The sequence below is a fragment of the Chryseobacterium sp. GQ58 genome, from assembly GCF_059758895.1.
This window is the reverse complement of the sequence record NZ_JCAXEH010000002.1, coordinates 314,375-328,437: the sequence shown is the minus strand read 5'-3', so window position 1 is coordinate 328,437 and position 14,063 is coordinate 314,375. Positions and strand designations below refer to the sequence as shown.

The window sequence follows — 14,063 nt, the reverse complement described above, 5'->3', positions numbered from 1 at the left end:
TCCGAATATTTCATTATATTTTTTTTAACATTTTAATTGGAATTAAAAGTGTATATAATTGATTTAGAAAATATTTTATTAATCTGCTTAATATCAAATTTCAAAAAATACTGTAAATTCGATTTAAATAAAATTGCATTCATGATACAACTTTCTTTCTCTAAACTTTCAAATGTCGGCACCACGATTTTCACGCAAATGACGCAACTCGCGAATCAGCATGACGCAATCAATCTTTCACAAGGTTTTCCTGACTTTATGCCCGATTCTGAATTGCTGAATCATGTAAATCATTTTATTCAGAAAGGATTTAATCAATACGCACCGCTTGGCGGGATGATTGGCTTAAAAGAAGAAATCACCAGAAAAATTGAAAACAGCCACGAAGCAATTTATCATCCGGATTCTGAAATAACAATTACTGCAGGCGGAACTCAGGCAATTTTCACAGCAATTGCAACTTTCATTAAAAAAGATGATGAAGTTATTATTTTTGAGCCCGCTTATGATTGTTATGAACCAACGGTTGAGCTTTTTGACGGAATTGTAAAACGATTTGAAATGAAGGCTCCCGATTACGAAATTGACTGGAATGCGGTGAAAAATTTAGTTACGGAAAAAACAAAAATGATCATTCTGAACAATCCGAATAATCCTTCCGGGAAGATTTTAAAAGAAAATGATATTCAGGAACTGATCAATATTGTAAAAGGAACTTCAATTTTAATTTTAAGTGACGAAGTTTATGAAAACATTGTTTTTGACGGAAAACAGCATTTAAGCATCTGTAAATATCCCGAACTAAAAGAAAGAAGCCTTTTGGTCGCCTCTTTCGGAAAGCTGTTTCACGTTACAGGCTGGAAAATCGGTTATTGCGCAGCACCAAAAGAATTGATGGATGAATTCAGAAAAGTGCATCAATTCAATGTTTTCTGTGTCAATACTCCGATTCAGTTGGCTTTGGCAGAATACATGAAAAACGATGAACATTACAATCATTTAAACCAATTTTTTCAGGAAAAAAGAGATTTTCTGAGAAAAGGATTATCCAATTCTTCCTTTGAATTGCTTGATTGCGAAGGAACTTATTTTCAGGCTGTGAAATATGATAAAATTTCTGACAAAAATGATTTTGAATTTGCCAATGAATTGACTATTAATCATAAAGTTGCAAGCGTTCCATTTTCTTCTTTCTACAAAAACAAACCGAATGAAAATGTGATCCGACTTTGTTTTGCCAAAAAGCAGGAAACTTTAGAAAAAGCGATTGAAAATCTGTCTAAATTATAATAAAAGTCAGTTTATCATTCTGACGAAGGAAAAATATTTTTTCAAAACATGAGATTCTTCACTTCACTTGTTTCGTTCAGAATGACAAACGACTATCTATTTATTAAAAGAACATTCCGCCTGAAGCTTCAATTCTCTGTGCATTGATCCAGCCTGCATCTTCCGTACATAAAAAAGCCACAATTCCGCCAATATCATCCGGAAGTCCTGCTCTTCCTAAAGCCGTATTTCCGGCAATCATCGAATTTACTTTTTCATCATCTCTTGTTCTGCCGCCGCCAAAATCTGTTTCGATTGCGCCCGGAGCAATAACATTGGCTTTGATCTTTCTTGGTCCCAATTCTTTCGCCATATATTTTGTGAGCATTTCAACTCCGGCTTTCATTGAACCGTAAACTGACAATCCGGGCAACGCAAATCTTGCCAATCCTGACGAAATATTGATGATTCCGCCCCCGTCATTAATGAATGGCAAAAACTTCTGCGTTAAAAAGAATACGCCTTTAAAATGAATATTGAACATATCATCCAATTGCTCTTCCGTGGTTTCCGTGATCGGCGAATACAAAGCCGTTCCTGCATTGTTTATCAGAAAATCGATATTTGAATTGCCTTTAGTTTCTTTTAAATAATTTGTCACATTTTGAATAAAGGAATCAAAACTTTTTACGTCTCTTGTATCCAATTGAAAAGCCGACGCATTTCTGCCTAAAGCTTTAATTTCGTTCACTACATTTTCAGCTTCTTCTTTGTTGCTGTGATATGTGATGATAACATCCAAACCTTTTTGAGCGATTTTCAATGCTGAATTTTTTCCTAATCCGCGGCTTCCGCCTGTAATTAATGCGATTTTTGTTGTGTTCATTTTTTGATATTTTATTGAGGCAAAGTTCAGTCATTTTGGTGCTAATTTAATTATTTCAATCAATCTGAAATTTGTATAATTCAAATCATGAACGGAATTCTAAAGGAGCCAATGAAGTTTTTCTTTTAAAGAAATTAGAAAAATGTGCGATTTCTTCAAATCCTAAAGCGTAGGAAATTTCTGAAACGTTCCATTTGGTTTGCTTTAATAATATTTTTGCTTCCTGAATAATTCGGTCCGCAATAAATTCTGTAGTCGTTTTTCCGGTGGTTTCTTTTAAATTTTTATTTAAATAATTTACATGAATTGCTAATCTTTCTGCATAATCTTTAGCAACTTTCAGCTGAATTCTCTGGTCCGGAGACTCAATCGGAAACTGCCTTTCCAACAATTCTATAAACAAAGAAACCACACGAAGCGAAGCATTGTGAGAAGTTGAAATTTTCGCGGCAGGCTGTAATTTTTGTCCGTAATGAATGAGCTCAGAAACATAATTCCGGATCAGATCATATTTAAAAGCATAATCAGAATCGATTTCTTTTTTTATTTTTGAGAACAGCGACTCAATTTCATTCGCCAATTTATCATCAATTTCAAAAACAGGAATTGCGCCGGGCTGAAATAAAGGTAAATCTTCAAGAATATTTTGTGAAGTATTTTTAGTAAAAAAATCATCGGTAAAAACGCAAAAGCTTCCCGATTGTTCTGTATCTTCCGGAACATAATTATACGGAACTTTTGGAGTTGCAAAAAGCAACGCATTCTTTTTTATTGAAATTACTTTATCCGCATATTCGGCTCTGTTTTTTCCTCTGATTAAACTGATTTTATAATACTTTCTTCTGTTGTAAGGCATTTCAGAAGTCTTTTTTGCATTAGCTATCGTTTGTGCAATATCGAAAACATTAAAATGACCAATATCTTTATGAAGACCTTTTGGAAAAATACTTTCCAGATCTTTGCCAAGCATTCTCGCCATTTCGCCATAAAAATCGTCTAAAGAAGTGTGAACAATTTTTTCCATGATTCGGAATTTGTATGATTCAAATATAAAAACAAATTAGCATATCTTTATATTTCATATATTAATTCCACCAACATTTCTAAATACCCACTTTCCGTTTTTATATTCTACTTCATAAATTGTAGAACCCGAGCTTCCCCAATCTGTCACATAAAATATTTTTAGATTGTTATTATTTCTTTTAATCTTAGACAATCCACCGCTAATGATATCTGTAGTTCTTACATAAAGCGGTTGCTTTTCTTTCTTTGTTGGCCAAATTAGAACTTTAGCTTCAGAATTTATCTTCTGAAAATACTCACAATCGGTTTGATAGGGTAAAAAAAAGTAATCCATTCTATGTAAGTTTTCTTTAATTCCTCCTAAATTCTGAGAAATAAGATTTTCATATAATGTTGTAAATTTATTTTTCTCGGATTTGAAAAGTGGATTATGATCATTAAAATCATCAATTCCATCTCCATCTGAATCTCTATTGTCTGGATTCAAACCAAAACTGTTTTCAAAAATGTTGTTGTAGCCATCCTGATCAGAATCTTTCATCAAATCCTCCAGTTTTATTTTAAATAACTTTCCATCACCAATAGACGTAAACTTTCTGCCACTTAGTGCAAAATTACGTTCCGTTTTTACAAAACTCCCTTCAATTTGCAAAAAACCATCCTTTACAATTTGGCTGTCCTGAACTTTATTAAAATAATAATGACTATAAGTTAATCCTAAAAAATAAGCCGAAGCCTTAGCATTCTTAATTTCTAAAAGCCAATATCCTAAACTGTTTTCTCCTAATGCAAAACTTTCTTTATCGGAAATCTGTTGAGATGAATAACGAAATTGCCCGAAAAATTTCTCATCAAAATCTGCAAACAGTATTTTCTGATCATTTAAATATTTTTCATCAGCCAGATAAGTTTGGAAATTTTTACTATACTCTGTGCTGTCTTGTTTAAAACTTCTGTATTTTTTAAGATTAACGATTTGGAGATAGTTCGGTTTATTTTTGATGATCTCATTTACGTTCAATGCTTCTTCAACTTCATACCCTTTAAAATAACTTTCATTTTCCTGAATAAAACATCTGTCCTCAATACTTTTTGAGCAAGAAAAACAAAACAGAATGATGATAAGAAAACCGAAATGTTTCATAATAAAGTTTTTATAAATATAAACAAAAACGCTCCCAAATACATGGAAGCGCTTTTAAAATACTATATAACTAACTTTTAATATTTTTAAACATTGAATCTGAAATGCATCACGTCGCCGTCCTGCACGATATATTCTTTACCTTCTACGGAAAGTTTTCCGGCTTCTTTTACTTTTGATTCCGAACCGTAATTTACATAATCATTATATTTGATCACTTCTGCACGGATAAATCCTTTTTCAAAATCTGTGTGAATCACTCCTGCAGCTTGAGGAGCCGTCCAGCCTTGTCCGATCGTCCAGGCTCTTACTTCCTTTACTCCGGCTGTAAAATAGGTCTGAAGCTTCAACAAATCGTAAGCTTTTCTGATCAAACGGTTTACACCGGGCTCTTCCAAACCTAATTCTTCAAGAAAAATCTGTCTTTCTTCGAAAGTATCTAATTCATTGATGTCTGCTTCGATCTGTGCCGCTAAAACAACCACTTCAGCGCCTTCATTTTTTGCCATTTCTTCAATTCTGGCAATCCATTCGTTTCCGTTTTTGATAGAATTTTCGTCTACATTACAAACATAAAGAACAGGCTTATTGGTCAAAAGCTGAACTTCTGCAATGATTGATTTTGCAAAATCATCCATCGGAAATTCTCTGGCATTTTTACCATCTTCGATAAATTTCTGAAGATTAAGAAGTGTTTCGTATGTCAATACATCATCTTTCTTTCCTGATTTGATGAATTTCTTAGCTTTGTCAACGGCTTTTCCAAGAGTTTCAAGATCTTTTAACTGAAGTTCAATATCGATAATTTCTTTATCTCTCATCGGATCTACCGTACCTTCAACGTGTATGATATTTCCATTCTCAAAACATCTTAAAACATGGATAATTGCTTCACACTCGCGGATGTTTGCCAAAAACTGATTTCCTAAACCTTCACCTTTACTTGCACCTTTTACAAGACCTGCAATATCCACAATCTCAACAACAGCGGGCAAAACTCTTTCAGGATTTACCAATTTTTCCAATTCAAACAATCTTTGATCCGGCACTGAAACAGTTCCCAGATTCGGCTCGATTGTACAGAAAGGATAATTTGCTGATTGAGCTTTTGCATTGCTTAAACAGTTAAAAAGAGTTGATTTACCAACATTCGGCAAGCCTACGATTCCACATTTCATAACGAAATTCTATTTATTAATGTTATGCAACCTTTCGGTTTCATATTGTAAAATTCAAAAATTTATGTTTAATATTCAATTTTTTTCACATTTATCAAACTTTAATATTGAAACCGTGAACCTTGAATTATCAGTGCGCAAAGATAGTGAATTTAAGATGAGTTTCATAATAAAATAATCTGCCAGAAAGTTGGCAGATTATTAATAAATTTTATTTAATTTTTACTTTAAGGGTTGTCTCCTGTAGCGTCTTGAGCGAGAGGCACATCGTTCGGCGCTTCTTCCAAAGCCCGGTCGAAGGTGAATAATGATTCGCTGCTTGCTCTGTCGCCACCCGCAATTTTCAATTTATCTATTAAATTTTGGGCTAAAGTTTCTTCCTCGATCTGCTCCTGAACAAACCACTGCATAAAGTTCCAAGTGGCCCAGTCTTTTTGCTCTAACGACATGTCTACAATTCTGTAAATCGAATTGGTATTGTCAACTTCATGCATAAAAACGCTGTCAAAACACGCCGTTAAAGATTCCGGATCAGTCGGAGGTGCAGGAATAGCTTCTACTTTTGGCTTTCCGCCTCTGTTTAAAACATATTCCATAAATTTTATTGAATGGTTTCTTTCTTCCTGTGCATGCCTGTAAAGGAAATTGGCAATTCCCTGATATCCTTTTTCATCAGCCCAAATTCCGTAAGATAAAAATGTATGTGAAGCATGAATTTCTTTATTCATCTGGTCACTCAATGCTTTTTCCAGCTCAGGTGAAAGTCTATTGGTATTCATAATTTTATATTTTTGTGATTATCACTAAAGAGATACAAAAATGGTTCCGAGACGTGATATATTAATGATAACTTAAAATATCAAAATCTTAATTTATTGTAATTCATTATTTTAAAGCAATAATTTATAGTTAGTCTAAAATAAAAAAGCCAATTCGTTGAGAGAATTGACTTTATAATTATTTATTTAAAGTAATATTATGTAGAGATTGCTTCACTTCGTTCGCAATGACTTATTTCAAAATTTACTTTTAATTTATTTTTTTTGCCATGTAATCGCTTTCGTTTCCGAGTCTGTCGATTGCTTTTATCGCAATTGCGTTTAAGTTTTTTCCTTGTTTATATTTTGGAATTTCTCTTGAAAGATTTTCTAAAGTCAAGATTTCAGTTTCCCAAATTCCGTTATATTGTGTGAAAAGTACCCATTGAAAAACATCACCGATTCTTTTTGAGCTCCAATTTGTCTGAATATAGCTTCCGTTATCATTGGTAAATAATGTTGGTTTTTCCAGAGGAAATGCTTTTATCCACGGACTTTTCGGAACTAAAGCTTTTTCTCTGTATGGACCGTTTTTCAGGGTTGGCAACATATTTGGATTTTTGGTTAAACCTGCAATACTCCAATGTACTTCTCCAGAATTATTGGTGAGAATCTGTCTCGATAGCTCAATCTGATTTTTAATTTCAGTGGGACGATCCGAAACTTTTACCTCAACCGTATTTAAGCCCGGCCATAAATGACGGTTCATCGTATTCTCTGATTTCCACCAATTTAATAATGTTGCAAAACCTTGACCTTTAGAATCAATCGGCCAGTACAATTGTGGCGAAAAATAATCTACCCAACCTTTATTTAACCATAATTTTGCATCTGCAAACAACTCATCATATTGTGAAGAGCCCACAATTCCTTCCGGATAACCGGGTTTCCAGATTCCGAACGGGCTGATCCCGAATTTTACATATTCTTTTTCTGCATGAATTTCTTTATAAATCCTTTCAACGAATCTATTCACATTGTCTCTTCTCCAATCTGGTCTTGTCAAAGTTCCGCCGTTTCTCAGATATTCATTCCAGCTTGCGTTATCAGGGAAATCTGCTCCTCTGTTGTATGTTGCATAAGGATAAAAATAATCATCAAAATGAATGGCATCCAAATCATATCTTTTCACCAGATCTTTAACAACGTTTGAAACATGCCCCTGCGTTTTGGGATTGGCAGGATCAAACCAATACATTCCGTTTTTCAGGCGTACGGTAATATCCGCTAATTTGTTGACCATTGACTGGCTGTTGACCGATCCACCATTGGAATGATGTGCTCTGTAAGGATTTAGCCAAACATGAAGTTCCATTCCTCTTTTGTGCGATTCGTCGATCCAAAACTGTAACGGATCATAATTTGGATAAGGCGGCTGGCCCGTCTGGCCTGTCAAAAAATATGACCAAGGCTCTAAATTACTTGTATATAAAGCATCCGCAGAAGGACGAGCCTGAAAAATCACCGCATTAAAATTATTATCTTTCAAAAGATCAAGCATATTGATAGCTTCGGCTTTTTGCTGATCGACAGACAAATTGTTTCTTGACGGCCAGTTGATATTTGCCACACTCGCAATCCATGCAGCACGGAATTCTCTTTTTACGGCCGGAAGATTGACTTTAAAATCTTCTTCAACAGGAATTGCGACAGATTTATTGTTTGCAACAGAATCTTTTACGATTGTTTTTACAGGTTTGGATATATTTTGATTTTTTACTGGTTTAGCACTATTTACTACAGGTTTGGAACTGCTGCATGATGCAAAAATACCCAATAAGAATATTAACTTTAACTTGTTCACTTTCATACTTGCAAAAATAACTTAATTTAAAAAAAGTATGCAAGGAAGTTATACATACAATTTCAATTATCAATCATTTTAAATGGAAATAACAATTACTCAAGCCTTTCAGCAATTACAAATCCTTCAATTCCATCTAAAGTTTTTACATGATACCAGGATTCGTTCACTAATAAAATTTCCGCAAGTGTTTTTTTAGTGATATTTGAAAGAATTTCATAATTGTTTCCCGGTCCAGCTCTCAGATTTGTTCCTGCTTTAATATATTTTTCTGAATAAATTTTAGTCGCTGAAATCTTATTATTTTTCGGAACAGCCCGCATTTTTACAAAAGGATAAGGATCTACCGCGCCGCTTGAAGTATAAATTCCAAAATGTAAATGAGGCGGTCCTCCTGCCGCATTTCCGGTGTTTCCTACCAATCCGAGTGTATCGCCTTTTTTCACCCGCTTCCCGTTTTCTGTTAAAATACTGTCGAGATGTGCATAATAATAGGAATTCCCAAGAATACCATCACGAAGCCACACTTGCTTTCCACCTAAACCCTGATCTCCGGTTCGTGTGATAAATCCGTCTGCGATTGCTACAACTGGAGTTCCGCGAGGCGCAAAAATATCAATTCCTTCGTGGCTTCTGCCTCCTCCGTCGCGGCTCGCTCCCCAAAAACTCTGAACATTGTTGTTTCCTTTTCCGGCGACAGGGAAAGCAAGAGATGGCTGCGTGTAAATTTTAATTTGAAAAGTTCCTCGATAATCAATTTCCGGCTGAATCACCACTTTATGCCAACCATTATTTTCAATAAATGTCTCAATTTTTTGATTTGTGATGACATTGCTTTGATATTTATCGGAACCAATGTTTTCATCTTTTATATCCACAAAAATTTTTGATTCCGGATCATTTTTTATAGCTTCAACAATAAGCATGTCTCCTTTTTTTAATTCCAAGGAATAGCCTAACGCGGGAGTTGATTTAACAACTGAAACTGTAGATACAAAATCATCGGTAATTTTAAGCCTGTTACTCGTCGCCTCAGAAAACTTGTTTTTCCAGATCATCATCAAACTATCAGATCCCGAAAAACTTCTTTCATATTTGGCACGTGCGGAAGTTTCAAAAATATTTCTCATTTTCAGTCCGTCACAGGAAATGGCGAGAAATATGATAATGAGGAGTAATATGAATTTGCAACTTTTCATATTATATTTTATACAAAAACTTAGCCGTAACAATTTGCGAATCAATGAATTTTAAAACAAAATTTAATCAATAAAAAAAGCCCCGAAAAATCGAGGCTTTAGATATATTTAAGAATTTTAGATTATGCTTTCGCTCCTCTTTCCATTCTTTTTCTTTCTTCTTCAGAAAGGATTTTCTTTCTCATACGGATGAAGTTTGGAGTCACCTCGATTGCTTCATCACCTTGAATATATTCCATACATTCTTCAAGAGAGAATAAGATTTTTGGTGCAACACCGGTGTCTTTATCTTTACCTGAAGCACGCATGTTGTTCAATTGTTTTGCTTCAACGATGTTTACAACTAAGTCACCAGGCTTGTTTTGCTCGCCAATGATCATTCCTGCATAGATTTCCTCACCCGGATCTACATAGAACTTACCTCTATCCTGTAATTTAGCGATAGAATATTCTGTAGCCGGACCTTGAGTTTTGCTGATTAAAACACCATTACTTCTTCCAGGAATTGCTCCTTTGAAAGGCTTATATTCTGTAAAACGGTGAGCCATAATAGCTTCACCCGCTGTCGCTGTCAACATTTGAGAACGCAATCCGATCAAACCTCTTGAAGGAATTTCGAATTCCATGTGCTGCATTTCACCTTTAGTTTCCATGATGTGAAGATCACCTTTTCTTTGAGTAGCCAAATCGATTACTTTAGAAGCAAATTCTTCAGGAACGTCAACAACCAAAGATTCATAAGGCTCACATTTTTCTCCGTCGATTTCTCTCAAGATAACCTGTGGCTGACCAATCGTCATTTCGTACCCTTCTCTTCTCATTGTTTCAATTAAAACTGACAAGTGAAGAATACCTCTACCGAATACCAAGAATGTATTTGCATCACCAGTCTGCTCAACTCTTAATGCTAAATTTTTCTCTAATTCTTTAGTTAATCTTTCTTTCAGGTGGTTGGAAGTAACATATTTACCATCTTTACCGAAGAAAGGTGAATTGTTGATTGAGAACGTCATGTTCAACGTAGGCTCATCAATTGAAGTTCTTGGCAATGGTTCAGGATTTTCAAGATCTACGAAAGAATCTCCAATCTGGAATGCATCAAAGCCTACAACAGCACAGATATCTCCGGCTTTTACTTCAGTTACTTTTTTCTTCCCAAGACCTTCAAAAACGTATAATTCTTTTACTTTTCCTTTTAAAACTTTACCGTCCGCCTGAGCCAAACCGATCCACTGAGATTCTTTGATTTCTCCTCTGATCACTTTTCCGATCGCAATTCTCCCTAAGAAAGAAGAAAAGTCTAAAGAAACGATCTGCATCTGTAAGTTTCCTTCTTCTACTTTCGGTTCAGGAACATACTGTAAAATACCGTCTAATAACGGGAAAATATTTTCTGTTTGTTCTAATGAAGTGTTGAACCAGCCTTGTTTTGAAGAACCGTAGAACGTTGGAAAATCCAATTGCTCTTCAGTAGCCTCAAGGTTGAAGAAAAGATCAAAAACCTGATCGTGAACTTCTTCCGGACGACAGTTTGGTTTATCAACTTTATTGATAACAACCAAAGGTCTCAAACCTAATTCCAAAGCTTTCTGCAATACGAATCTTGTTTGTGGCATAGGGCCTTCAAAAGCATCTACCAACAAGATTACACCGTCTGCCATTTTTAAAACTCTCTCTACTTCACCACCAAAATCGGCGTGACCTGGAGTATCGATTACGTTAATTTTAACATCTTTATAAGTAACAGAAATATTTTTAGATAAAATGGTAATCCCTCTTTCTCTTTCAAGATCGTTGTTATCCATTATTAATTCTCCACTTTCCTGATTTTCTCTGAAAATGTTTGTAGCATGAATAATCTTATCAACCAAAGTCGTCTTCCCGTGGTCAACGTGTGCGATAATCGCAATATTTCTAATGTTTTGCATGAATGATTTTTACGGGTGCAAAAATAGTGTTTTTTAATTAAATAATAAGCAAGAAGTTTTATTAATTAACAAATTCATAATGAATAAGTTATTAATTACAATTAATGAACAGTAATATTGTTGCCTAAAGTTGGCAAGTCATAAAAAAGGCTCAAGCAAAAGACTTGAACCTTGAATATTTCATTACATTAGTTATTAAAGACTTTGTTCTTTATGTTTACCTTCATTAATTTCTTCCACCATTTTAGCATTAAAAGCAGGTAAATCTTTTGGTGTTCTGCTGGTTACCAAACCGTTATCAACAACAACTTCGCTATCTTCCCAGTTTGCACCTGCATTTTTAAGATCTTTGCTTATTGAATCTACAGAAGTCATATTTCTTCCTTCAACAACTTCAGCATTGATCAAAATTTGTGGGCCGTGACAAATTGCGGCAACAGGTTTTTGTTGACTAAAAAAATCTTTTACAAAACTTAATGCTTTTTCGTTTGTCCTTAACTTGTCGGGGTTGATAACTCCGCCGGGCAAAACCAAGGCATCATAATCTGAAGCTGTAACTTCGTCTAAAGTTTTATCAACATTATATTCTTTTCCCCAATCTTTCTCTGCCCATGCTTTTATCGTGCCGGATTCCGGACTGATGATATGCGCCGTCCAACCTTGCTGCTCGATGTGTTCTTTCGGTAATTTCAGTTCGCTTTCTTCAAATCCGTTTGTTGCTAAAATTGCAATTTTCTTTGACATAATATTATTTTTTGGTGTTATGCTTATTTAAAAGAAAATATAATGCCGACTAGGGGTTTGAAATTGTAAAATTTGTTAAAGTGCTTTCAAAAATTATTATCTTAGTGATTGATCACAGCAGTATAATCATTTTGCTTGTGAAATAGATCGTTGTGAATTGCTTTCAAAAATTATTATCTTCGTGATTGATCACAGCCAGGAGCAAGAAGAAAAGATCACTGAACTTGTTGTGAATTGCTTTCAAAAATTATTATCTTCGTGATTGATCACAGCAAAAACTCAAAATGACCGTGCGTCTGCTGTGTTGTGAATTGCTTTCAAAAATTATTATCTTCGTGATTGATCACAGCTGAAGCTGCTCACAGTCAGTATTTAGCAAGTTGTGAATTGCTTTCAAAAATTATTATCTTCGTGATTGATCACAGCGCAAATATGATTCAGACTGGAAAGCTGAATGTTGTGAATTGCTTTCAAAAATTATTATCTTCGTGATTGATCACAGCTTTTGTTGATCTGCATTGAACAGAATGGTAGTTGTGAATTGCTTTCAAAAATTATTATCTTCGTGATTGATCACAGCCACCCGTATTTTCAAAATGCGAACGGAAAGGTTGTGAATTGCTTTCAAAAATTATTATCTTCGTGATTGATCACAGCCTCTAATCTTTCAGCTTCACGCATCGCAGGGTTGTGAATTGCTTTCAAAAATTATTATCTTCGTGATTGATCACAGCGTTTAAACTTGTTTAGTATTGTTTAAGACTGTTGTGAATTGCTTTCAAAAATTATTATCTTCGTGATTGATCACAGCTTGTGTCACCAATATCTGTTTTTCCGGAAAGTTGTGAATTGCTTTCAAAAATTATTATCTTCGTGATTGATCACAGCCCTCCAACTCCTATGATATTACTAATTGCAGTTGTGAATTGCTTTCAAAAATTATTATCTTCGTGATTGATCACAGCGATGTTGTTTACCTTTGAAAGATCATTTGCGTTGTGAATTGCTTTCAAAAATTATTATCTTCGTGATTGATCACAGCCTGCTTATAAATTGCATAAGTCAATGCTGCGTTGTGAATTGCTTTCAAAAATTATTATCTTCGTGATTGATCACAGCTTTTCATTATTTCATTTCGCCTTCTCCTGTGTTGTGAATTGCTTTCAAAAATTATTATCTTCGTGATTGATCACAGCCGAGCCGTTAACGAATTACTAAGGGAAACGGTTGTGAATTGCTTTCAAAAATTATTATCTTCGTGATTGATCACAGCCTGTATTTATCCAAGGTTTTACCATTTCTAGTTGTGAATTGCTTTCAAAAATTATTATCTTCGTGATTGATCACAGCAAAGTTTCAAATAAATTATGAATTAATTTCGTTGTGAATTGCTTTCAAAAATTATTATCTTCGTGATTGATCACAGCACAATAATTCAACAACTAACACGTCAGAATGTTGTGAATTGCTTTCAAAAATTATTATCTTCGTGATTGATCACAGCTTCCTCCTCCATCAGGTCATGCCGTTCCTGGTTGTGAATTGCTTTCAAAAATTATTATCTTCGTGATTGATCACAGCTTTAGAGATATCGAAATTCAACGAAAAGAAGTTGTGAATTGCTTTCAAAAATTATTATCTTCGTGATTGATCACAGCTTTCCGTCTAATGGGCTTAGTTTATAAAGAGTTGTGAATTGCTTTCAAAAATTATTATCTTCGTGATTGATCACAGCTTTCTTTTACCTGCAATTCTTCCAATAAACGTTGTGAATTGCTTTCAAAAATTATTATCTTCGTGATTGATCACAGCAAAAAATAAAAATGAAAGATTGGATAAGGTGTTGTGAATTGCTTTCAAAAATTATTATCTTCGTGATTGATCACAGCCAGTATGGTTCTCAATACAATACTTATGTTGTTGTGAATTGCTTTCAAAAATTATTATCTTCGTGATTGATCACAGCCGCAGTTTTTTACAAACGCTGTATTTGATGGTTGTGAATTGCTTTCAAAAATTATTATCTTCGTGATTGATCACAGCTATACTCGTCGCCGTCTCTTAACG

10 protein-coding genes and 1 CRISPR repeat array (1 of these 11 cut by a window edge) are annotated in these 14,063 nt (G+C 34.4%); of the genes, 1 reads left to right on the top strand and 9 read right to left on the bottom strand.

The genetic code is table 11. From position 1 onward, the window contains the following. Positions 1-141 precede the first annotated feature (141 nt). Positions 142-1,290 (top strand): methionine aminotransferase, encoded by a 1,149-nt coding sequence (locus AC6CHK_RS05605; RefSeq protein ID WP_498094351.1) that lies wholly within the window; start codon positions 142-144, stop codon positions 1,288-1,290. Positions 1,291-1,393: 103 nt separating this feature from the next. Here the strand turns inward: AC6CHK_RS05605 and AC6CHK_RS05600 are convergent, their stop codons facing one another. The 9 genes from AC6CHK_RS05600 to AC6CHK_RS05560 form a co-directional block, all read right to left on the bottom strand. After that, a complete protein-coding gene (locus AC6CHK_RS05600; RefSeq protein ID WP_498094349.1) occupies positions 1,394-2,155 on the bottom strand; it encodes an SDR family NAD(P)-dependent oxidoreductase in 762 nt (253 codons plus the stop codon). Between the two features lie 85 nt (positions 2,156-2,240). After that, positions 2,241-3,179, bottom strand: a complete 939-nt coding sequence (locus AC6CHK_RS05595; protein ID WP_498094348.1) for a helix-turn-helix domain-containing protein — start codon at positions 3,177-3,179, stop codon at positions 2,241-2,243. Positions 3,180-3,233: 54 nt separating this feature from the next. Further along, a complete protein-coding gene (locus AC6CHK_RS05590) occupies positions 3,234-4,325 on the bottom strand; it encodes a hypothetical protein (protein ID WP_498094346.1) in 1,092 nt (363 codons plus the stop codon). Between the two features lie 86 nt (positions 4,326-4,411). Further along, positions 4,412-5,503 carry a redox-regulated ATPase YchF gene (gene ychF, locus AC6CHK_RS05585; protein ID WP_498094344.1) on the bottom strand — a complete coding sequence of 364 codons (1,092 nt, stop codon included), beginning with the start codon at positions 5,501-5,503 and terminating at the stop codon, positions 4,412-4,414. 227 nt (positions 5,504-5,730) lie between these two features. Further along, positions 5,731-6,282, bottom strand: a complete 552-nt coding sequence (locus tag AC6CHK_RS05580; RefSeq protein ID WP_498094342.1) for a ferritin — start codon at positions 6,280-6,282, stop codon at positions 5,731-5,733. Between the two features lie 250 nt (positions 6,283-6,532). Further along, a complete protein-coding gene (locus AC6CHK_RS05575; protein ID WP_498094340.1) occupies positions 6,533-8,131 on the bottom strand; it encodes a glycoside hydrolase family 10-like protein in 1,599 nt (532 codons plus the stop codon). An 89-nt stretch (positions 8,132-8,220) separates the two neighbouring features. Next, positions 8,221-9,324: a peptidoglycan DD-metalloendopeptidase family protein gene (locus tag AC6CHK_RS05570; RefSeq protein ID WP_498094338.1), complete on the bottom strand. Its 1,104-nt coding sequence runs from the start codon at positions 9,322-9,324 to the stop codon at positions 8,221-8,223. 122 nt (positions 9,325-9,446) lie between these two features. Next, positions 9,447-11,252, bottom strand: coding sequence for a translational GTPase TypA (gene typA / locus AC6CHK_RS05565; RefSeq protein WP_498094337.1), 1,806 nt, complete (start codon positions 11,250-11,252; stop codon positions 9,447-9,449). 195 nt (positions 11,253-11,447) lie between these two features. Beyond that, positions 11,448-11,996 (bottom strand): type 1 glutamine amidotransferase domain-containing protein, encoded by a 549-nt coding sequence (locus tag AC6CHK_RS05560; protein ID WP_498094335.1) that lies wholly within the window; start codon positions 11,994-11,996, stop codon positions 11,448-11,450. Between the two features lie 72 nt (positions 11,997-12,068). Continuing rightward, a CRISPR array of direct repeats spans positions 12,069-14,063; the repeat unit is 47 nt; unit sequence GTTGTGAATTGCTTTCAAAAATTATTATCTTCGTGATTGATCACAGC (it continues 1,513 nt past the right edge of the window).

Coding starts and splice junctions, on each gene's coding strand:
- AC6CHK_RS05605 (WP_498094351.1), top strand. CDS start 142: ATGATACAACTTTCTTTCTCTAAACTTTCAAATGTCGGCACCACGATT.
- AC6CHK_RS05600 (WP_498094349.1), bottom strand. CDS start 2,155: ATGAACACAACAAAAATCGCATTAATTACAGGCGGAAGCCGCGGATTA.
- AC6CHK_RS05595 (WP_498094348.1), bottom strand. CDS start 3,179: ATGGAAAAAATTGTTCACACTTCTTTAGACGATTTTTATGGCGAAATG.
- AC6CHK_RS05590 (WP_498094346.1), bottom strand. CDS start 4,325: ATGAAACATTTCGGTTTTCTTATCATCATTCTGTTTTGTTTTTCTTGC.
- ychF (WP_498094344.1), bottom strand. CDS start 5,503: ATGAAATGTGGAATCGTAGGCTTGCCGAATGTTGGTAAATCAACTCTT.
- AC6CHK_RS05580 (WP_498094342.1), bottom strand. CDS start 6,282: ATGAATACCAATAGACTTTCACCTGAGCTGGAAAAAGCATTGAGTGAC.
- AC6CHK_RS05575 (WP_498094340.1), bottom strand. CDS start 8,131: ATGAAAGTGAACAAGTTAAAGTTAATATTCTTATTGGGTATTTTTGCA.
- AC6CHK_RS05570 (WP_498094338.1), bottom strand. CDS start 9,324: ATGAAAAGTTGCAAATTCATATTACTCCTCATTATCATATTTCTCGCC.
- typA (WP_498094337.1), bottom strand. CDS start 11,252: ATGCAAAACATTAGAAATATTGCGATTATCGCACACGTTGACCACGGG.
- AC6CHK_RS05560 (WP_498094335.1), bottom strand. CDS start 11,996: ATGTCAAAGAAAATTGCAATTTTAGCAACAAACGGATTTGAAGAAAGC.